Genomic DNA, 19,785 nt, shown 5'->3' with positions numbered 1-19,785 from the left:
GTCCACTGTGGTGAGCGGATTTATCTGTGGCGAGGGGATTTATCCCCGCTGGGCTGCGCAGCAGCCCCAAAAAAGCGACCCCAATCAACCTGGCACACCGAGTTGTCAGGTTTAGGGCTGCTTTGCAGCCCAGCGGGGATAAATCCCCTCGCCACAGGGGGCACCGCTGGATTCAAATCTGGATCAACGCCGCCAGTTCCCGCTCCAGTTCATCATGGTCGGCCAGGTTCAGTTCCACCAATCGACGCAAGTGGGCGATGGAATCCAGGTCGATGTGCTCGCAGACGAAGCCCAGGTGGCCGTGGTCGTCGTGAGCCAGCCGGACTTCCATCTTGACCTCTGCCTCCGGGCTCAGGTGGATGTCTGCCATGAAAGGCGCCTCGGGGTCACCGAGCCAAGGCTGGGGCTTTTCGATCAGCAGCCCATTGAGGGACAGGTCGAGCAACTTCACTGGCCAGATGAAGGGCCCTTGGCTCAGTTCGGTCTTGGCATGGAATTCAATTCGTACGAAGCGGCGGCGTTCGCTCATTACCCGTTCCCCCTGAAGATCCACTGACTATAGACCCAACTGGCGCGCCGTCGTTGTCGTTCGGTCAGTGGCCGACGAATGTCGGGGTATGGCCTTTACGCTGGTTAGCGCTAAACTCCAGTGGCTATCTTTCTTGTCCACCCTGGCTGGAATATAAAAATGAAAAACAATAATAGCCTGCTACGCCATCTGCCCTGGCTACTGCTGGCCGTCGTAGGAGCGTGCGCCCTGGGCGTCGTGGCATTGCGTCGAGGCGAGGCGATCAACGCCCTCTGGATCGTCGTCGCAGCCGTGGCCATTTACCTGGTCGCCTATCGCTACTACAGCCTCTTCATCGCCAACAACGTGATGCAACTCGATGCGCGCCGGGCCACGCCTGCCGTGCTCAACAACGATGGCCTGGACTACGTCCCGACCAACAAGCACATCCTGTTCGGCCACCACTTCGCGGCCATTGCCGGCGCGGGGCCGCTGGTCGGGCCGGTGCTGGCCGCGCAGATGGGCTACCTGCCCGGCACGCTCTGGCTGATCGCCGGCGTGGTGCTGGCCGGTGCGGTGCAGGACTTCATGGTCCTGTTCCTGTCCACCCGCCGCAACGGTCGCTCCCTGGGCGACATGGTGCGCGAGGAAATGGGCCGCATTCCCGGCACCATCGCGCTGTTCGGCTGCTTCCTGATCATGATCATCATCCTCGCGGTGCTGGCGCTGATCGTGGTCAAGGCCCTGGCCGAGAGCCCGTGGGGCATCTTCACGGTGATGGCGACCATCCCGATCGCGATGTTCATGGGCATCTACATGCGCTACATCCGCCCGGGCCGCATCGGCGAGATCTCGATCATCGGCGTGCTGTTGCTGTTGGGTTCGATCTGGCTGGGCGGGCAGATCGCCGCCGATCCGGTCTGGGCCAAGGCCTTCACCTTCACCGGAATCCAGATCACCTGGATGCTGATCGGCTACGGTTTTGTCGCGGCGGTCCTGCCGGTGTGGCTGATCCTGGCGCCACGGGACTACCTGTCGACCTTCCTCAAGATCGGCACCATCGTCGCCCTGGCGATCGGCATCCTGGTCACCATGCCCGAGCTGAAAATGCCCGCGCTGACTCAGTTCACTGACGGCACCGGGCCGGTGTGGAAGGGCGGCTTGTTCCCGTTCCTGTTCATCACCATCGCCTGCGGCGCGGTCTCGGGTTTCCATGCGCTGATCTCCTCGGGCACCACGCCCAAGCTGCTGGATAACGAAACCAACGCCCGCTACATCGGTTACGGCGGCATGCTGATGGAATCCTTCGTGGCCATCATGGCGATGGTTGCCGCCTCGGTGATCGAGCCGGGCGTGTACTTCGCCATGAACAGCCCGGCGGCGATCGTCGGCACTGACGTGGTGGCCGTGGCCCAGACCGTCAGCAGTTGGGGCTTTGCAATCACCCCCGACGCGCTGCAAGCGGTGGCCAAGGACATCGGTGAGACCACCATCCTGGCCCGTGCCGGCGGTGCGCCGACCCTGGCGGTCGGTATCGCGCAGATCCTGCACTCGGTGCTGCCGGGTGAGAACACCATGGCCTTCTGGTATCACTTCGCGATCCTGTTCGAAGCGCTGTTCATCCTCACCGCGGTGGACGCCGGCACCCGTGCCGGGCGGTTCATGCTGCAGGATCTGCTCGGCTCGTTCGTGCCGGCCCTCAAGCGAACCGAATCCTGGACCGCCAACCTGATCGCCACTGCCGGCTGCGTCGCGCTGTGGGGTTACTTGCTGTACCAGGGCGTGATCGATCCGCTGGGCGGCATCAACACCTTGTGGCCGCTGTTCGGCATCTCCAACCAGATGCTGGCCGGTATCGCGCTGATGCTCGCCACCGTGGTGCTGATCAAGATGAAGCGCCAGCGCTACGTCTGGGTCACGCTGCTGCCGGCGAGCTGGCTGCTGATCTGCACCACCACCGCGGGCCTGATCAAGCTGTTCGACGCCAACCCGGCGATCGGCTTCCTGGCCCTGGCGCGCAAATACAACGATGCCCTGGCCGCCGGCCAGATCCTGGCCCCGGCCAAGAGCATCGAGCAGATGCAGCACGTGGTGTTCAACGCCTACACCAACGCAACGCTGACGGTATTGTTCCTGTTCGTGGTCTTCAGCATCCTGTTCTACGCGCTCAAGGTCGGCATCGCCGCCTGGGGCACGAAAGAGCGCACGGACAAAGAAGCGCCATTCCAGGCCCTGCCGGACGCTTGATAGAGGATTGCAACGATGTTCAATGACTTGAGTCGCCTCGGTAAATACCTCGGTCAGGCCGCCCGCCTGATGGTCGGCATGCCCGACTACGACAACTACGTCGAGCACATGCAAACCAAGCACCCGGACAAGCCGCTGATGGACTACGAGGCGTTCTTCCGAGAGCGCCAAGAGGCCCGTTACGGCGGCAAGGCCGGGCCTAAGTGCTGTTGAACTGAGGCCCATCCCTTGTGGGAGCGAGCCTGCTCGCGATAGCGGAGTGTCAGTTAATGATGAATTGACTGACCTGACGCCATCGCGAGCAGGCTCGCTCCCACAGTTGTTTTGGGCTGGACTTGGGATTGCGTACACCACGGATCGCCTTGTGGGAGCGAGCCTGCTCGCGATAGCGGTGGGTCAATTAATGATGAATTGACTGACCTGACGCCATCGCGAGCAAGCTCGCTCCCACAGGATCCGCTTTCTTTTTCAGGCATCAAGGAGATTCAGTTTGTCCTCTCCCATCCCGGTCACGATCCTCAGCGGCTTCCTCGGCGCTGGCAAGACCACGCTGCTGCGTCATCTGCTCAAGGCCGAGCACGGCCTGAAAATTGCCGTGATCGAGAACGAATTCAGCGATGCAGGCATCGATACCCAGTTGCTGGGCGAAGAGCCGGTGCAAGTCATGACCCTGGCCAACGGCTGCGTTTGTTGCACCATCCACACCGACCTCACCAAGGCCCTGTACTTGTTGCTCGAGCGGCTGGACAGCGGCGAGATCCAATTTGACCGCCTAGTGATCGAATGCACCGGTCTCGCCGATCCCGCACCGGTGGCGCAAACCTTTTTCATCGACGAGGACCTGCGTGAGCGCTACATCCTCGACGGTATCCTGACCTTGGTGGATGCCGCCCATGCCGACACCCACCTGGTCCAGGCCATTGCCCAGGCCCAGGTCGGATTTGCCGATCGCCTTCTGTTGAGCAAGACAGACCTGGTCGACGCGGCCCATGTCGAGGCTCTTCGCGAACGCCTGATGCGCATCAACCGGCGGGCGCCGATTCGAGTGGTCGAACACGGCAAGATCGACCTGGCCGAATTGCTGGACATCCGCGGTTTCAACCTCAATGCGGACCTGGGCGCCGGGCTCAGCCTTCGTCCGGTTGGCAAGGCGACCACGGGCGATCGCATCAGCAGCCTGGTGCTGCGCACCGACAAGCCGCTGGACATCGACAAGCTCAGCGACTTCATGAACCAGTTGCTGGAAGAACACGGCAAGCAGTTGCTGCGCTACAAAGGCGTTTTGAACATCGCGGGCGAGTCCCGTCGGTTGGTATTCCAGGGTGTGCTCAAATTGTACGGTTTCGATTGGGACACCGATTGGGCGCCAGGCGAGGCCCGGGAAAGCGTTATCGTGTTCATCGCCGATGAACTGCCCGAAGAAAAGATCCGCGCCGGCTTCGAAGCCGCGCTCCACTGACCATCCACGCGTGGGGCGAGTGGTTTTCCAACGATAAAAAAACCGGCCACTGGGGCCGGTTTTTTTTTTGCTACTGCTATCAGGCGCCGTATACCGGCAGCTTCTTGCAGATCGCCTTGACCTTCTCACGCACGGCGTCGATCACCGCTTCGTTGTTCAGGTCGGCCAGGATGTCGCAGATCCAGCCAGCCAGTTCCTTGCACTCGGCTTCCTTGAAACCGCGAGTGGTCACCGCAGGGGTGCCGAAACGCAGGCCCGAGGTGACGAACGGGGAACGTGGATCGTTGGGTACCGAGTTCTTGTTGACGGTGATGAACGCTTTACCCAGCGCCGCGTCAGCGTCTTTGCCGGAAATCTCTTGCTTGATCAGCGAGAGCAGGAACAGGTGGTTTTCAGTACCGCCGGACACCACGTCGAAGCCGCGCTCGATGAACACGCCGGCCATGGCCTTGGCGTTCTTCACCACTTGTTGCTGGTAGGCCTTGAACTCAGGCTGCAGGGCTTCCTTGAAGCAGATCGCCTTGGCCGCGATCACGTGCTCCAGCGGGCCGCCCTGGGCGCCTGGGAATACCGCCGAGTTCAGCTTCTTCTCGATGTCGGCGTTGGCGCGCGCCAGGATCAGGCCGCCACGTGGACCGCGCAGGGTCTTGTGGGTGGTGGTGGTGACCACGTCGGCGAACGGTACCGGGTTCGGGTACACGCCAGCGGCAACTAGGCCGGCAACGTGGGCCATGTCGACGAACAGGTAGGCCCCGACCTTGTCGGCGATCTCGCGAAAGCGCGGGAAATCGAGGATCTGGGAGTAGGCGGAGAAACCGGCCACGATCATTTTCGGCTTGTGCTCGAGGGCCAGGCGCTCGACTTCGTCGTAGTCGATCAGGCCATTGCCGTCGATACCGTACTGAACGGCGTTGTACAGCTTGCCGGAGGAGGAAACGCTGGCGCCGTGGGTCAGGTGACCGCCGTGGGCCAGGCTCATGCCCAGGATGGTGTCACCGGCCGACAGCAACGCCAGGTACACGGCGGCATTGGCCTGGGAACCTGCGTGTGGCTGGACGTTGGCGTAATCGGCGCCGAACAGCTGCTTGGCGCGGTCGATGGCCAATTGCTCGACCACGTCGACGTACTCGCAACCACCGTAGTAACGCTTGCCTGGGTAGCCTTCGGCGTACTTGTTGGTCAGTACCGAGCCTTGAGCTTCCATCACCGCTGGGCTGGTGTAGTTTTCCGAAGCGATCAGCTCGATGTGCTCTTCCTGGCGCTGAGCTTCTTGCTCCATGGCGGCAAAGAGATCGGCGTCGTACTTGGCAATAGTCAAATCACGGCTGAACATGGCGGTCCTCAAGGATCGGGGCAGAAAAGGGGGGCATTCTACCTCAACCGGTTTTGGAAGGCATATGAAAGGGCGTCATGTCTTGGACGAATGGGTTTCACGCAGGGCTCAGCGTCGCCTGTACCGGCCTCATCGCGAGCAGGCTCGCTCCCACAGGGATCTGTGGTGTATGTAGATTGCCAAGGCACCCAAAACAAGTGTGGGAGCGAGCCTGCTCGCGATGAGGCCAGTCCAGACACCAAAAATTTCAGTCGATCATGAACAACGCATCATTGCTGAACTGCGCTTCAAACCGATTCGCCGGCATCGGCCGGCCGAACAGGTAGCCCTGTACTTCGTCGCAGCCGTGTTCGCGCAAGAAGTCCAGTTGCTCGTGGGTCTCGACGCCTTCGGCGATCACCGCCAGGTTGAGGCTGTGGGCCATGGCGATGATCGCCCGGGCGATCTGCGCGTCCTGCTCGCCGGACGGCAGGCCGTCGACGAAGGTGCGGTCGATCTTCAGCACGTCGATGGGGAATTGCTTGAGGTAGTTGAGCGACGAATAACCGGTGCCGAAGTCATCCACCGCGATACTCAGGCCAAGGTTTTTCAACCCGGCGAGGATCTGCATCGCCTCGCTGACTTCGCGCATCAGAATACTTTCCGTCAGTTCCAGCTCCAGGCAGGCCGGTGGCAGCCCAGTGCTGCGCAAGATATTGGCGATGCGTGTGCCGAGTTGGCCGTCGGAGAACTGCCGGGCCGAGATGTTGACCGAGACCTTCGGCACCCGGACCTTGGCCTGGTGCCAGGTCCTGAGCTGGCGACAGGCTTCGCTGATGACCCAGTCGCCGACGTCCACCACCAGGCCGAGTTCTTCCAGCACCGGGATGAAATCCCCCGGCGGCACCAACCCGCGTCGCGGATGGCGCCAGCGCAGCAAGGCCTCGGCGCCGGTCAGGCGCTTGCCGTCGCCACTGAACTGGGGTTGGTAATAGAGCACGAACTCATTCTGTTCCAAGGCGTGGCGCAGGTCGCTTTCCAATTCCAGCCGCTCCAGGGCGCTGGCGTTCATGTCGGCCTGGTAGAACTGGAAGTTGTTCTTGCCGCGCTCCTTGGCGTGATACATGGCCGTGTCGGCGTTCTTCATCAATTGGCTGAGTTCGTTGCCGTCCTGGGGACTGAGGGCGATACCGATACTGGCGGTGACGAAAAACTCGCGACCTTCCAGCACGAAGGGCCGGACGAGGCTAGCAAGGATCTGCTCGGCCACGGTGATCGCCCTGTTCAACGCCATCTCGCGAGTGGCTCGCGGTTGCAGCAGCAGGGTGAATTCATCGCCGCCCATGCGCGCCACGGTGTCGTCGTCGGCCACGCAGCCGAGCAGGCGCGTCGCCATTTCCTTGAGCATCCGGTCGCCAGCGGCATGACCCAGGGAGTCGTTGATCGGCTTGAAGCGGTCCAGGTCGAGAAACATCAGCACGACCCAGGTCTTCTGTCGCTCGGCTGACTGCAGCGCGGTGTGCAGACGGTCCTGGAACAGCGTGCGGTTGGGCAGGTGAGTCAATGCGTCGTAGTAGGCCAGGCGATGGATGCGTTGCTCGCTGGCCTTGCGTTCGCTGATGTCGCTGAAGAAACACACGTAGCTGGCAAGGTCGCCTTCGTCGTCGAGCACCGCCGTGATGCCGACCCAGGCCGGGTAATGTTCGCCATTACGGCGCTTGAGCCAGACTTCGCCTTCCCAGGTGCTGTGTTGTTGCAGTTGCTTGAGCACGTAGCGCAAATGGGCTTCCTGCTGCTCATCCACGGTCAGCATGGTGGGCAGTTGGTCGAGCACTTGCGATACCGCGTAACCGCTGACGCGACTGAACGCCTCGTTGGCCTGAACGATGTAGCCGGCCGGGTCGGTGATCAGGATCGCCGATGTCGAGTGCTCGAATACGGTGGCGGCCATGCGCAGGTCTTTTTCGGCGCGCCGCTGCTGGCTGATGTCACGGCCCACCCCCAGTACACCTTCGAACGCGCCATGGTCATCCCACACCAGCACCAGCCGCAGCTCGATAGGGATCTTGCGCCCATCGGCGCGCAGGCAGTCGAACAGATACAACTGGGTCTGCATCTGGTTGCGCAGCTCGGTCAGTTGGTCGGGCTTGTCGAGGGCCTTGCTGAGGCGGTCCATCAGGCTGTAGATGCCGGTCAGTTGTTGCGGGTTGGCGATGGTCGACTGCCAGCCGTTCTGGAAGATCGAGTCGGCGGTGTAGCCCAGCACCGCCTGGACGGACGGGCTGACATAGTTGAGCGACAGCTTGCTGTCGGTCGAGAAAATCACATCGCTGATGCTTTCGGCGAGCATCCGGTAGCGTTGCTCGCTGTCGCGCAGCGATTCGCTGGCCTCGATCTGCTCGGTAATGTCCTTGGCCACGCCGATGATCCGGGTCACCTGGTCGTAGCGGTCCCGGGCCAGGGCCTGTTCGCGGACCTCGAAACGGCGCCACTTGCCGTTGCGATGGCGGAACCGCAGCTGGCATTGCAGCAACTGCGTGTAGCCGCCGCGCCGCTGTTCCTGGCGCAGCGTGTGATAGTGATCGGCGTCGTCGCTGTGCAGCAGGATTTCCCAGAAATACTCGCCCATCTGGTGCAGTTCGGTTCGGTCGTAGCCGAGCGTCTGGCCCAGGTGGTGGTTGCTGAAGATCATCCGCTGGCTGATCACATCCTGCACATAAAGATGATCCGGAACGGTGCGCACCACATCGGACCAGAACCCTTCGCGTTCCAGTAGCGACAGTTCGATCAGCTTGCGGCTGGTGATGTCGCTGATGCTCAGGATGACCGCGTTATAGTCGTGCTGGGTTTCCGGCAGGCGCAACACCAGCCACAGATGCTGATCCCGGCCGTGGGCGTCCTGGAGCCTGATTTCCAGCTCCAGCTGTTTATGGGGATCGAGCAACGCTTCGAGCAGTTTCGAACCGACCGGGTTGTTGTCCCTTTCGGCGTTGCCAACCAGCAATTGCCAGGCTTGTTGGCAGGAGTCGACATTGAGCAGCTTCAACGCCACCTGGTTGACTTCGGTGACGTGCACTTGCTGTTGCAACTGTTCGAGCTGTTGCGGAACCTGCAACCAGGCGCGCAATTGCTCGCCGTTGTGCAGGCCAGTCCTGGCAAAAAACGCCTTGAGGCCGGACAGGTCGAGCACGCAGAGGGCCACGCCGGTGCCCTCGAAAATGTCCTGATAGCGACGGCGCCCTTCGTGCAGCTGCCGCTGGCGTCGGCGCATGTTCAGCAGGGCAATGACCGGCAACATGGAAAACGCCAGGCCCAGCAGGCATTTGCCGATGAAGGCCGGGAGCAGTTGCTCGAGCACCTGGCGCCGGTCGAACAGCCCGCGCAGCTGCCAGTCGCTGCTGCTCAGGGGGACGGTCAACACCGTGTTGCTCAGGTCCTGCGGGGTCAGTTGGGACGGGGTGATCGTGGGCAGGCTTTCGTCGCGGCTGATGATCTGCCGATTGAGACGGTTCTCCACCAGCCACAGTGGCCGCAGGCCCGTATCGCCCTGTTTGGTCAATGTCGAAAAGAAACTCGGAGACAGGCGCAGCGCCCAGTATCCGCGAGAGCTGCCGCTGGCCTGGTGCAACAGCAGATGCACCACGGAACCGTCCTCGGCATTGCTGAAATAGTGAGCCTGGGCGCGACTGCGCCGTACCAGTTCGGCCAGGTAATCCGCGTCCTGGCTATCCGCGTCACTGTCGCTGAGCACTCTGCCGGAGGGGCTCAGCAGCGCCAGGCTGCGCAATTCGGGCAATGATTGCTTGAGCTTGCGCAACAGCGCCTGCTGTTCGTCGGCGGTTTGCGGTTGTTCGACGATCGGTAGCAGATTGAGGGCTATTTGCGCGTTCAGGGCCATGTTCAGGCTGACTTGCGCGGCGAGGTCGGCCGTGTAATCGATGGTGTATTGGCGCTGCTGCTGTTGGGTTTCGCGCAGTTGGTCAAGCAACTGCCAGAAGAGTAGCCCCAGCAACAACAGCACCAGCGAGGCCAGCCCGCCCTTCAATGTCCCGCGCAGGGGCAAGCCTGGCACGGCGACGGGTGCGCGTGGGGACGGGGGCGGAGTGACGTTGGACAAGCTGTAATCCTGCGGTTTGCTGGACTGGCGCGACGTCACTATAAGCCGGACGCCCGAAGGGCGGCTAGCATGCCTTGACTTGTGGCAAAGTGCCAGCCCTCGGCGGCTGGACCTGGACCGACGGTTGAGGTAGCTTTGCCGGTCAAACAAGAGCGTTCCAGCTCCGGATTCCCAGGCTCCATCGGCTCGCAGGCAGTGATTAACATCAACTGCCCGCGCCGCGCATGGCCTGGCTCGTTCTTTTCACTGTCACTGACGCTAGGTTCACCATGGCTCAATACGTCTTCACCATGCATCGGCTGGGCAAAGTTGTTCCGCCGAAGCGGGAAATCCTGAAAAACATTTCTCTTTCCTTTTTCCCTGGCGCCAAGATCGGCGTACTGGGCCTCAACGGCTCGGGTAAGTCCACGCTGCTGAAAATCATGGCCGGCGTCGACAAGGAGTTCGACGGTGAAGCCCGTCCGATGCCCGACCTGAACATCGGCTACCTGCCGCAAGAGCCACAACTGGACCCGACCAAGACCGTGCGTGAAGTGGTCGAGGAAGCGGTCAGCGTGATCAAGGACGCCCAGGCGCGCCTGGACGAGGTCTACGCCGCCTACGCCGACCCGGACGCCGATTTTGACAAGCTGGCCGCCGAACAGGCCAAGCTCGAAGCGATCCTGCAGGCCAGCGACGGTCATAACCTGGATCGCCAGCTGGAAGTGGCCGCCGATGCGCTGCGCCTGCCGGCCTGGGACGCGAAAGTGGAACATCTGTCGGGCGGTGAAAAGCGTCGCGTGGCCCTGTGCCGCCTGCTGCTGTCCGCGCCGGACATGTTGCTGCTCGACGAACCGACGAACCACCTGGACGCCGACTCCGTCGCCTGGCTCGAACACTTCCTGCACGACTTCCCAGGCACCGTGGTTGCGATCACGCACGACCGTTACTTCCTGGACAACGTCGCCGGCTGGATCCTGGAACTCGACCGCGGCGCGGGCATTCCGTACGAGGGCAACTATTCGGGCTGGCTGGAAGCCAAGTCCGATCGTCTGGCCCAGGAGTCCAAGCAGCAGTCGGCCCATGAAAAAGCCATGAAGGAAGAACTGGAATGGGTGCGCAAGGGCGCCAAGGCCCGCCAGTCCAAATCCAAGGCTCGTCTGCAACGCTTCGAGGAAATGCAGTCTCAGGAATTCCAAAAGCGCAGCGAAACCAACGAGATCTACATCCCGGCCGGCCCGCGCCTGGGTGACAAGGTCATCGAATTCAAGAACGTCACCAAGGGCTACGGCGACCGCGTGTTGATCGACAACCTGTCGTTCTCCATGCCTAAAGGCGCCATTGTCGGTGTGATCGGTGGTAACGGTGCGGGTAAATCCACGCTGTTCCGCATGCTGATGGGCAAGGAAACCCCGGACTCCGGCACCATCGAGATCGGTGAAACCGTGCAACTGGCCTGCGTCGACCAGAGCCGTGAGGACCTGGACGGCAGCAAGACCGTGTTCCAGCAGATCTCTGACGGTTCCGACCAGATCCGTATCGGCAACTATGAAATCCCGTCGCGCACTTATGTCGGTCGTTTCAACTTCAAGGGCGGCGATCAGCAGAAGTTCGTCAAGGATCTCTCCGGCGGTGAGCGCGGTCGCTTGCACCTGGCGTTGACGTTGAAGGAGGGCGGTAACGTCTTGCTGCTCGACGAACCGTCCAACGACCTCGACGTCGAAACCCTGCGTTCCCTGGAAGAAGCTTTGCTGGACTTCCCGGGCGCCGCCATTGTGATCTCCCACGACCGGTGGTTCCTTGACCGCGTGGCAACTCACATCCTGGCATATGAAGACGACTCCCAAGCGGTGTTCTTCGAAGGCAACTACACCGAGTACGAAGCCGATCGCAAGAAACGCCTCGGCGAAGCCGCCGCCCAGCCGCATCGCGTACGGCACAAGAAACTGGCCTGATTCGGTCGGTTGCATGAAAAACGGAGCCTTCGGGCTCCGTTTTTCATGGACCGTGGCTTTACTTCAGGTCAATTGCCACCACCTCAATCGATAGATCCCCCGCCGGCCGCTTCCACACCACTTCATCCCCAACCTTCGCCCCCAGCAAGGCCCGCCCCAGCGGCGAGCCCCAGTTGATCAGTCCATTGGCCGCATCGGCCTGGTCTTCCCCAACCAATTGCACACACCGTTCCTGATCGTGCTCATCGGCAAAAGTCACCCAGTGCCCGATTCGCACCTGATCGCAATGGCTCGGCGTAACGACCTGGGCGCTTTGCAGGCGTTGATTGAAATATCGCAGATCCCGTTCGATATCGGCGATACGCTGCTTGTCTGCCCGCTCGCCCTGGGCAGACTGTTGGCTATGCAGTTGCTGCAGTTCGGTGACCCGTGCCTGCAATTGAGCAAGCCCCGCCGGCGTGACGTAGTTGGGCTGTGCGCTGACCTGGCGTTCGACCGGTTGATCGGCCTGGGCGGCGGCGTTGTCTTCGTTGACGAAAGCGCGACTCATAGGGTTCTCCTCTGTTGGAGTTTGGGCCATGGTCGCAAGGTTTTGGTTTCGACGGATGTCTCTGAGCGACTCACTGCGTGCGATAGGCCCGAGCGGCGTCGCGATCTTTCTCCTGCTGCCAGGCACGTTCGCGATCGTCCCAGTGGCGTTCGCGGTAGACGTCACGCTCTTCACTCTCGCGCATGGCCTGGCACTGGCGAAAGCCGTCGCTCCAGCCCTCGGCGTAGCGGGCATCCTTGAGATAACGCGGCACGTCCTTCCTGAACTGGCCTGTGATTACGCCGGCGGCTTGCCGACCGCTACTGCAGCCATCATCGAAACCGTCGGCGAAGGCCGGTGGATAACCTCGGGCAATCAAATCCTCATGGGTTGTTTCACAGCCACCGAGCAACACCAACACCCCCAATACCACCGCCGCGCGCCACATGTTTTGCGTTCCTGCCCGATCCACTCATAAAAGAAGTCTAGAAGCGGATTCGTCAGAAAGGTGTGAAAGCGCGGTGATCAATCCGTTCGTTCAGTAGTGGTACCACTTCACCTCGAGCATCACCTCGTTCTCTGGCGAGGCCAAGTGGCTGAACTCTCGCTGGGCGCTCAGGCGCAGGCCCAGGTTGCGGGACAATTCCCACTGCTGGTTCAGGCTCAGGCTACGGCGTACCTCGCCATTAACGAAGTAATCGCCCTTGGCTTCCAGGCTCAGGTTGCCCAGCGGGTTTTTCCACAGCACGCCGCTGTTGAATCCGGCGGCCGGGGCGATGAATTGAGCGAAATCGTTGTTGTGTTCGACCCGCACCGTGCCCAGTGCAAAGCCCAGTACATCTTCGCCCAGCGCCCAAGTGCCGCCCGCGCCGCCGTTGACGTGGCTGACCAGTGTTTCATCGTCATGTTTGCCCGGCACCCGCTCCAGGCCACCAGTGACCTGCCAGGACAACGGTTGCAGCAGCTCGTTGCGCGGGGTCAGGGAGCGGATGGTCGCCAGGTCCAGCTGCTGCACTTGCCAGTCGTTGCCTTCGTACTGGCGCAGCTTTAGTTGAAGGATCTCGATTTGCGCCCCCAGCGGAAAGCTTTCGGCGTTGTCGTTGAGGTCGTGATAGGCCATGCGCAGGCCGTACTCACCGAACGCACGGTCACCCCGCGTACCCAGGCCGGCCTGCCAGGTGCGCGATTCGTGGCCGTCTTCCGGAAGGCCCGGCTGTGGGATGTCCAGTTCCGGCGCGGGGTTCTGGTTGATCGCCCTCAGCAGCTCGAAACTGCGCTGGGCCCGCTGTGGATCGCGCTCCTGGCCGTTGGCGCGATAACGCTCCAGGCGGTAGGCGGCATCGATGATCAGCGCCTGGCGCTCGCGCGGTAGCGCCTTGAAGTCGGGCGTTTGCAATTGTTGCTGGTCGGCGCTGACCTTCAAAACCCACTGCTGCTCATTATCGCTGAGCGGTTCGGCGCGGCTGAGCAACTCTCGCTCCCGGGACGGGCGGTACTGGATGCTTTCCACCAGCCCGGCTTCTTTCACCGCCTTGACGGTGTCGGTGGGGATCGCCGTGAGCGGGAACTGTTCGGTCAGGCGCAGGCTGGGACGGGCGACTTGCAGCAATTCAAGCAGGCGATAGGAGCAGTTTTCGTCGAAGAAGAAATAGTCGAACTGGATCTGCTTGAGCTCCCACACATGCTCGACCATCCGTTCGGTTTCCGCCTGGCTCAGGTTCAGGCGGTATTCCCATAGGTCGCGATTCTCGAGGCTGCGGTATTCGGAGAGTTTTTCCTGGTACGGCACCAGGGCGAACAGGCCAGGGTAGCCGCCCATCAGGCCCTTCCAGGCGTAGAGGATGCTGTTATCCGAACCTTCAATGTAGGCGCCGAAGTTGATCGCGTAGCTGAGCAGCGCGGTCTTGTCGCTTTGCACATCGGCCTGGTCGATGCGCAGCAACGTATGGCCGAACATCGATGACGGGCTGTTCAGGTACGCGGCCGGGAAGATCATCACCGCGCTGTGGGGCGAAACGTCCTTGAACCATTGGGTGTAATCGCTGCAATTGACCGAGGGCAGGTCCGTCAGGTCGAGCTGCGCCTTCAGCCAGCGGGTACGCGCCGGGTACACGCACTGGACATGCTGCTGGCCGGCACTGGCCGGGCCGTACAGGGCTTGCAGCGTGGCGGTCAGTTCGCGGTCGGGATGCTCGTTGCCGTCGGGTGCGAGGAAGAATTTCTTGTCGCTGATGTAGCTGCGCCAGCCGCCGAGCTTGGCGGTTTCGTAGTGGCCAAGGGAAATCCAGAAGCGGTCATTGGCCAGTTGCTGCAAACGTTGAGGGTCGACATGAGGCGCGGCGGATAGCGGGGCGCACACACAGAGCGCCAGCCAGGCAAGGCGTTTGAGCATAGTCGGCTACTTGGAAGATCGAAAAATAAAGACCGAGAGGGCCCCAGAAAGAAAACCCGCTCCCCGAAAGGAGCGAGTGGTGTCGAGCTTAAGCTTGAGTCGCGTACTTGGCCAGGCGAGGGTCGTTTTTCAGAATGGCCAGGGTGTTGGCATGCACGTCTTCTGCGGTCACGTCAGCCTTGCTGAAGATCTGCTGGAAGTGCTCGTGGGTCACAGCGGAGAAGTGAGCGCGATCTTCCGGCGCCACACCCAGTACCACGGCGTAGGTGGTCAGCGCTTCGCCCTGACCCTTGGCCATGTCTTCGGACAGCTCGTTCATCATGCCATTCATGGCCAGCCAGGACTTGCCACCGTAGGTCAGTGCTGCGTTGGTCGAGCAGCCGTTGGTGCCGGAGGTCATGCCGAAGGTGGCGTTGCCGGAGGTGCCGTTGGTGGTGGATGCGAGGAAGTGGGCCGGGGTGCCACGCTGACCTTCGAACAGCATGTTGCCCCAACCGCAATCCGGGCCGCCCGGCGCCTGAGCCATGGCGTTGATGGATACAGCGGTGAAGAGAGTACCGAGAAGAATCCGTTTCATAGCTATGTTCTCTTTATGTGCATACCAATGGACAGGGTCTGGCCCCTACAGGAGCCAGTGGGCCGGTTATTGTTCCAGCCGCGCAGTTTGGAGTTTAGGCACGATCCGAGGGTTCCGTGACATTTTGCAAAAACATTACTGCAAACACGTTGCTTGCGGGGCTCTGCGCTGGGTTTTTCCCTCGACTATGCTTTGGCCTGAGACGCTCCTTGCCAGTCAGGTATAGGCAGCGCCAGAATGCCGCTATCTGCCCCGCCTGATGTAAGGAAGCCCGATGCCTGATCCTGTTGCTGCCAGCTTGCGTCTAGCGCCCGAAGCGCTGACCCGTCCGTTTTCCGCTGAACAGTTCAGCTTCTCTACCACCAATGATCTGGAGCCCTTCCGCGGTGTGCTTGGCCAGGAGCGTGCGGTCGAAGCATTGCAGTTCGGTGTGGCGATGCCACGCCCCGGTTACAACGTATTCGTCATGGGTGAGCCCGGTACTGGCCGGTTCTCTTTCGTCAAGCGCTACCTCAAGGCCGAAGGCAAGCGCATGCAGACCCCGTCGGACTGGGTCTATGTCAATAACTTCGATGAGCCTCGCGAGCCACGCGCCCTGGAGCTGCCCTCGGGTACGGCGGGCACGTTCATCGGCGATATCAATGGCCTTATCGACAATCTGCTGGCGACTTTTCCGGCCGTGTTCGAGCACCCGTCCTACCAGCAGAAAAAAAGCGCCATCGACCGCGCCTTCAACCAGCGCTACGACCGCGCTCTCGATGTGATCGAGCGCCTGGCATTGGAAAAGGATGTCGCGCTGTACCGTGACAGCAGCAACATCGCGTTCACGCCGATGAGCGAGGGCAAGGCGCTGGACGAGGCGGAGTTCGCCCAACTGCCGGAGGCCGAGCGCGAGCGGTTCCACGAAGATATTTCCGGCCTGGAGGAGCGCCTGAACGAAGAGCTCGCCAGCCTCCCGCAGTGGAAACGCGAATCCAACAACCAGTTGCGTCAGCTCAACGAAGAAACCATCACCCTGGCCTTACAGCCTTTGCTGGCGCCGTTGTCGGAAAAGTACGCCGAGAACGCCGCGGTTTGTGGGTATCTGCAAGCCATGCAGGTCTATCTGCTCAAGACCGTGGTCGAACAACTGGTGGACGACAGCAAGACCGACGCCGTCGCCCGCAAGCTGCTGGAAGAGCAATACGCGCCGAGCCTGGTCGTCGGCCATCCGGCGAGCGGTGGCGCGCCGGTGGTGTTCGAGCCGCACCCGACCTACGACAACCTGTTCGGGCGCATCGAGTACAGCACCGACCAGGGCGCGCTCTACACCACGTATCGGCAGTTGCGCCCAGGCGCCTTGCACCGTGCCAACGGTGGTTTTCTGATCCTGGAAGCGGAAAAGATGCTCGGCGAGCCGTTCGTGTGGGATGCGCTCAAGCGTGCCCTGCAGTCGCGCAAGCTGAAAATGGAGTCGCCACTGGGCGAGTTGGGGCGGCTGGCGACGGTCACCCTGACGCCGCAGCACATCCCGTTGCAGGTCAAGGTCGTGATCATCGGCGCGCGCCAGCTCTATTACGCCTTGCAGGACCTGGATTCGGATTTCCAGGAAATGTTTCGCGTACTGGTGGACTTCGATGAAGACATCCCGATGGGCGACGAGAGCCTGGAGCAGTTTGCCCAGTTGCTCAAGACACGCACCTCGGAAGAGGGCATGGCGCCGCTGACCGCCGATGCGGTGGCGCGCCTGGCGACTTACAGTGCGCGTCTGGCCGAACACCAGGGACGCCTTTCGGCGCGTATCGGTGACCTTTTCCAACTGGTCAGCGAGGCGGATTTCATACGCCAACTGGCCGGTGACGAGATGACCGATGCCGGTCACATCGAGCGCGCCTTGAAGGCCAAGGCAACCCGCACCGGGCGTGTCTCGGCGCGAATCCTCGACGACATGCTGGCGGGGATCATCCTCATCGACACCGACGGCGCGGCCGTGGGCAAGTGCAACGGGTTGACGGTACTTGAGGTGGGCGACTCTGCGTTCGGTGTCCCGGCGCGCATTTCGGCCACGGTATATCCCGGCGGCAGCGGTATCGTCGACATCGAGCGAGAGGTCAACCTCGGCCAGCCGATCCACTCCAAGGGTGTGATGATTCTTACCGGCTACCTGGGAAGCCGGTATGCCCAGGAATTCCCGCTAGCGATCTCGGCCAGCATCGCCCTGGAGCAGTCCTACGGCTATGTGGACGGCGACAGCGCATCCCTCGGCGAAGCTTGCACGCTGATCTCGGCCTTGTCGAAGACGCCATTGAAGCAGTGCTTCGCCATCACCGGCTCGATCAACCAATTTGGTGAAGTGCAGGCGGTGGGTGGGGTCAACGAGAAGATCGAAGGCTTCTTCCGCCTCTGTGAAGCCCGCGGGCTGACAGGCGAGCAGGGGGCGATCATTCCCCAGGCCAACGTTGCGACGCTGATGCTCGATGAAAAAGTGCTGGCCGCCGTGCGCGCCGGGCAATTCCACGTCTACGCCGTGCGCCAGGCCGACGAAGCCCTGAGCCTGCTGGTGGGCGAACCCGCGGGCGAGCCGGACGAGAACGGCGAGTTCCCGGAGGGCAGCGTCAATGCGCGCGTGGTGGAGCGGCTGCGGGTTATCGCGGAAATGATCAGCGAGGACGATATCAAGGAGGCGGAAAAGGAACTGGCGCAGCAGGCGCTGGCGGAGGCCAAGCCGGCTTGAGGATTTTCTCGATATCGGAAACCTAATTGTGGGAGCGAGCCTGCTCGCGATAGCGGATGGACAGTCGACATCATTGTTGCTGTCCATCCGCCTTCGCGAGCAGGCTCGCTCCCACACTGTTTTGTTGTGGATCATTTTCTTAATGCGCCACCAGTTTGGCGTCAATATTCACACTGTGACCGCTCGGCGCATTCTGGTTTCGAAATCCTTCGCCGCCGGAACTTTTCTCCTATCCTCAGTTCAAGGATAACGAGAGCCATCATTGGATCGAAACAGCCCCGCCTGGGCTGAATACCGGATCTACCGAGGGGCGCCGCCATGTCGCGCAACCTTTGCCTTACCCGCCAGTGCCTGGGCCTGGTGACCCGCATTGAATGTGCTGTCCGTCCGCTCGCTGGAGACACGGGCATGTGGACCGTGCTCTTCGCCGCCGGAATGGCCGGTGAGCAACCTTCCGCCATCAAGGCCCAGGGGCCGTTTCCCGGGCCGACCGCCGCAGAAACCATACTCGACACCATCGTCCAGAGCCTGACAACCCACGGTTATGAACTGGCCGACGATCCGCAGATCTGGTCCCTGCACATGCAGGCGCAACTGCGGGAGATCAACGGAGGGCGTTGTCGCAACGTTGGCGGTTTCGAGTTTCGTCCGCTTCAGTGAGTCGTCCAAGGGCATGCTCCGCCAGTAGATCCGCAGGCCGGACCGGCGTTTGTCGGTAGGGGCGTGGCTGGTATACTCGCCGCGTTTTTTCAGCCCTGGTGTGAGACTCAATGGAACGCTTTATCGAAAATGCAATGTACGCCTCCCGTTGGCTGCTGGCGCCGATCTACTTCGGGCTGTCTCTGGGCTTGCTGGCCCTGGCGCTGAAATTCTTCCAGGAAGTCTTTCACGTCATCCCCAACGTGTTTTCCATGGCCGAGTCCGAGCTGATCCTGGTACTGCTGTCGCTGATCGACATGGCGCTGGTGGGCGGTTTGCTGGTCATGGTGATGATCTCCGGCTATGAGAATTTCGTCTCGCAACTGGACATCGATTCCGACAAGGAAAAGCTCAACTGGCTGGGCACCATGGACTCTTCATCCCTGAAGATGAAGGTGGCCGCGTCGATCGTAGCCATCTCTTCCATCCATTTGTTGCGTATCTTCATGGATGCCAAGAATGTCGATCCCGACCACCTGATGTGGTACGTGATCATCCACATGACGTTCGTGGTGTCGGCCTTCGCCATGGGGTATCTGGACAAGCTGACCAAGCACTGAGGTTCGTCACGCGCTGCGGCATCTGTGCTAGTCTGCTCGCCCTTTTGGTTCCGGGCGCTCCGGGAGGCGCTGTGTACGCACGGCAACTTCCCGGGCCGTCCGCACAGCGGAGCAGCATCATGTCCGAAGTTAACTTGTCCACCGACGAAACACGCGTCAGCTACGGCATTGGCCGTCAGTTGGGCGACCAACTGCGCGACAATCCGCCACCGGGCGTGAGCCTGGACGCGATCCTGGCCGGCCTGACCGACGCGTTCGCCGGCAAGCCAAGCCGCGTGGGCCAGGACGAGATGTCCGCCAGCTTCAAGGTCATCCGTGAAATCATGCAAGCGGAAGCCGCCGCCAAGGCTGAGGCCGCTGCGGGCGAAGGTCGTGCGTTCCTGGCTGAAAATGCCAAGCGCGAAGGCATCACCACCCTGGCCTCCGGCCTGCAATTCGAAGTGCTGACCCAGGGTGAAGGCGCCAAGCCGACCCGTGAAGACCAGGTGCGCACCCATTACCACGGCACCCTGATCGACGGCACTGTGTTCGACAGTTCCTACGATCGTGGCCAGCCAGCCGAATTCCCGGTAGGCGGCGTGATTCCTGGCTGGACCGAGGCGCTGCAACTGATGAACGCCGGCAGTAAATGGCGTTTGTACGTGCCTAGCGAGCTGGCCTACGGCGCCCAGGGCGTTGGCAGCATCCCGCCGCACAGCGTGCTGGTGTTCGACGTCGAGCTGTTGGACGTATTGTAAG

At 61.5% G+C, this 19,785-nt stretch carries 15 protein-coding genes; 8 read left to right on the top strand and 7 right to left on the bottom strand.

The window, feature by feature from the left end; all coding sequences use genetic code 11:
- Positions 1 to 172: 172 nt before the first annotated feature.
- Entirely contained in the window at positions 173 to 529 is a 357-nt protein-coding gene (locus J3Q04_RS21610; RefSeq protein ID WP_434609476.1) for a PilZ domain-containing protein, read from the bottom strand.
- A gap of 159 nt (positions 530 to 688) precedes the next feature.
- Between J3Q04_RS21610 and J3Q04_RS21605 the strand changes: the two genes are divergently transcribed.
- From J3Q04_RS21605 to yjiA, 3 genes are all read left to right on the top strand, one after another.
- Positions 689 to 2,755, top strand: a complete 2,067-nt coding sequence (locus tag J3Q04_RS21605) for a carbon starvation CstA family protein (protein ID WP_420767271.1) — start codon at positions 689 to 691, stop codon at positions 2,753 to 2,755.
- 15 nt (positions 2,756 to 2,770) lie between these two features.
- Entirely contained in the window at positions 2,771 to 2,968 is a 198-nt protein-coding gene (locus J3Q04_RS21600) for a YbdD/YjiX family protein (RefSeq protein WP_072390895.1), read from the top strand.
- 277 nt (positions 2,969 to 3,245) lie between these two features.
- Positions 3,246 to 4,214 carry a GTPase gene (gene yjiA / locus J3Q04_RS21595; protein WP_434562220.1) on the top strand — a complete coding sequence of 323 codons (969 nt, stop codon included), beginning with the start codon at positions 3,246 to 3,248 and terminating at the stop codon, positions 4,212 to 4,214.
- Positions 4,215 to 4,293: 79 nt separating this feature from the next.
- Here yjiA and glyA read toward each other — a convergent pair whose 3' ends face one another.
- Together glyA and J3Q04_RS21585 are read right to left on the bottom strand one after the other, a co-directional pair.
- A complete protein-coding gene (glyA, locus tag J3Q04_RS21590; RefSeq protein WP_230153609.1) occupies positions 4,294 to 5,547 on the bottom strand; it encodes a serine hydroxymethyltransferase in 1,254 nt (417 codons plus the stop codon).
- 247 nt (positions 5,548 to 5,794) lie between these two features.
- Positions 5,795 to 9,643 (bottom strand): sensor domain-containing protein, encoded by a 3,849-nt coding sequence (locus J3Q04_RS21585; protein WP_434609479.1) that lies wholly within the window; start codon positions 9,641 to 9,643, stop codon positions 5,795 to 5,797.
- 269 nt (positions 9,644 to 9,912) lie between these two features.
- Between J3Q04_RS21585 and ettA the strand changes: the two genes are divergently transcribed.
- Entirely contained in the window at positions 9,913 to 11,577 is a 1,665-nt protein-coding gene (ettA, locus tag J3Q04_RS21580) for an energy-dependent translational throttle protein EttA (RefSeq protein WP_420767658.1), read from the top strand.
- A gap of 58 nt (positions 11,578 to 11,635) precedes the next feature.
- Here ettA and J3Q04_RS21575 read toward each other — a convergent pair whose 3' ends face one another.
- The 4 genes from J3Q04_RS21575 to J3Q04_RS21560 form a co-directional block, all read right to left on the bottom strand.
- Complete coding sequence (locus J3Q04_RS21575) at positions 11,636 to 12,127, bottom strand: GreA/GreB family elongation factor (protein ID WP_434562224.1); 492 nt, start codon at positions 12,125 to 12,127, stop codon at positions 11,636 to 11,638.
- A gap of 70 nt (positions 12,128 to 12,197) precedes the next feature.
- A complete protein-coding gene (locus J3Q04_RS21570) occupies positions 12,198 to 12,554 on the bottom strand; it encodes a hypothetical protein (protein WP_420767656.1) in 357 nt (118 codons plus the stop codon).
- Between the two features lie 90 nt (positions 12,555 to 12,644).
- Positions 12,645 to 14,498: an Lnb N-terminal periplasmic domain-containing protein gene (locus J3Q04_RS21565; protein WP_434609482.1), complete on the bottom strand. Its 1,854-nt coding sequence runs from the start codon at positions 14,496 to 14,498 to the stop codon at positions 12,645 to 12,647.
- 88 nt (positions 14,499 to 14,586) lie between these two features.
- The gene (locus tag J3Q04_RS21560; protein WP_420767654.1) at positions 14,587 to 15,075 is read right to left on the bottom strand and encodes a DUF3015 domain-containing protein; all 489 of its coding nucleotides are present in this window, start codon (positions 15,073 to 15,075) and stop codon (positions 14,587 to 14,589) included.
- A gap of 274 nt (positions 15,076 to 15,349) precedes the next feature.
- Here J3Q04_RS21560 and J3Q04_RS21555 point away from each other — a divergent pair, with 274 nt between their 5' ends.
- The 4 genes from J3Q04_RS21555 to J3Q04_RS21540 all read left to right on the top strand — a co-directional run bounded on the left by J3Q04_RS21555 (position 15,350) and on the right by J3Q04_RS21540 (position 19,784).
- The gene (locus J3Q04_RS21555) at positions 15,350 to 17,788 is read left to right on the top strand and encodes a Lon protease family protein (RefSeq protein ID WP_434562228.1); all 2,439 of its coding nucleotides are present in this window, start codon (positions 15,350 to 15,352) and stop codon (positions 17,786 to 17,788) included.
- 318 nt (positions 17,789 to 18,106) lie between these two features.
- The gene (locus tag J3Q04_RS21550) at positions 18,107 to 18,448 is read left to right on the top strand and encodes a hypothetical protein (protein WP_420767652.1); all 342 of its coding nucleotides are present in this window, start codon (positions 18,107 to 18,109) and stop codon (positions 18,446 to 18,448) included.
- A 110-nt stretch (positions 18,449 to 18,558) separates the two neighbouring features.
- The gene (locus J3Q04_RS21545) at positions 18,559 to 19,047 is read left to right on the top strand and encodes a TIGR00645 family protein (protein ID WP_420767651.1); all 489 of its coding nucleotides are present in this window, start codon (positions 18,559 to 18,561) and stop codon (positions 19,045 to 19,047) included.
- 119 nt (positions 19,048 to 19,166) lie between these two features.
- Positions 19,167 to 19,784, top strand: a complete 618-nt coding sequence (locus tag J3Q04_RS21540; RefSeq protein ID WP_003205746.1) for an FKBP-type peptidyl-prolyl cis-trans isomerase — start codon at positions 19,167 to 19,169, stop codon at positions 19,782 to 19,784.
- Position 19,785: the final 1 nt, after the last annotated feature.

Source organism: Pseudomonas sp. D4-21 (assembly GCF_051132125.1).
In the GTDB taxonomy this organism is placed as follows: Bacteria; Pseudomonadota; Gammaproteobacteria; order Pseudomonadales; family Pseudomonadaceae; genus Aquipseudomonas.
The sequence above is the reverse complement of the archived record's forward strand: the minus strand, read 5'-3'. Positions and strand labels throughout refer to the sequence as shown.

What these genes read in the sequence shown, in the direction of transcription:
- J3Q04_RS21610 (WP_434609476.1), bottom strand. Translation starts at nt 529, where the DNA reads ATGAGCGAACGCCGCCGCTTCGTACGAATTGAATTCCATGCCAAGACC.
- J3Q04_RS21605 (WP_420767271.1), top strand. Translation starts at nt 689, where the DNA reads ATGAAAAACAATAATAGCCTGCTACGCCATCTGCCCTGGCTACTGCTG.
- J3Q04_RS21600 (WP_072390895.1), top strand. Translation starts at nt 2,771, where the DNA reads ATGTTCAATGACTTGAGTCGCCTCGGTAAATACCTCGGTCAGGCCGCC.
- glyA (WP_230153609.1), bottom strand. Translation starts at nt 5,547, where the DNA reads ATGTTCAGCCGTGATTTGACTATTGCCAAGTACGACGCCGATCTCTTT.
- ettA (WP_420767658.1), top strand. Translation starts at nt 9,913, where the DNA reads ATGGCTCAATACGTCTTCACCATGCATCGGCTGGGCAAAGTTGTTCCG.
- J3Q04_RS21575 (WP_434562224.1), bottom strand. Translation starts at nt 12,127, where the DNA reads ATGAGTCGCGCTTTCGTCAACGAAGACAACGCCGCCGCCCAGGCCGAT.
- J3Q04_RS21570 (WP_420767656.1), bottom strand. Translation starts at nt 12,554, where the DNA reads ATGTGGCGCGCGGCGGTGGTATTGGGGGTGTTGGTGTTGCTCGGTGGC.
- J3Q04_RS21565 (WP_434609482.1), bottom strand. Translation starts at nt 14,498, where the DNA reads ATGCTCAAACGCCTTGCCTGGCTGGCGCTCTGTGTGTGCGCCCCGCTA.
- J3Q04_RS21560 (WP_420767654.1), bottom strand. Translation starts at nt 15,075, where the DNA reads ATGAAACGGATTCTTCTCGGTACTCTCTTCACCGCTGTATCCATCAAC.
- J3Q04_RS21555 (WP_434562228.1), top strand. Translation starts at nt 15,350, where the DNA reads ATGCCTGATCCTGTTGCTGCCAGCTTGCGTCTAGCGCCCGAAGCGCTG.
- J3Q04_RS21550 (WP_420767652.1), top strand. Translation starts at nt 18,107, where the DNA reads ATGTCGCGCAACCTTTGCCTTACCCGCCAGTGCCTGGGCCTGGTGACC.
- J3Q04_RS21545 (WP_420767651.1), top strand. Translation starts at nt 18,559, where the DNA reads ATGGAACGCTTTATCGAAAATGCAATGTACGCCTCCCGTTGGCTGCTG.
- J3Q04_RS21540 (WP_003205746.1), top strand. Translation starts at nt 19,167, where the DNA reads ATGTCCGAAGTTAACTTGTCCACCGACGAAACACGCGTCAGCTACGGC.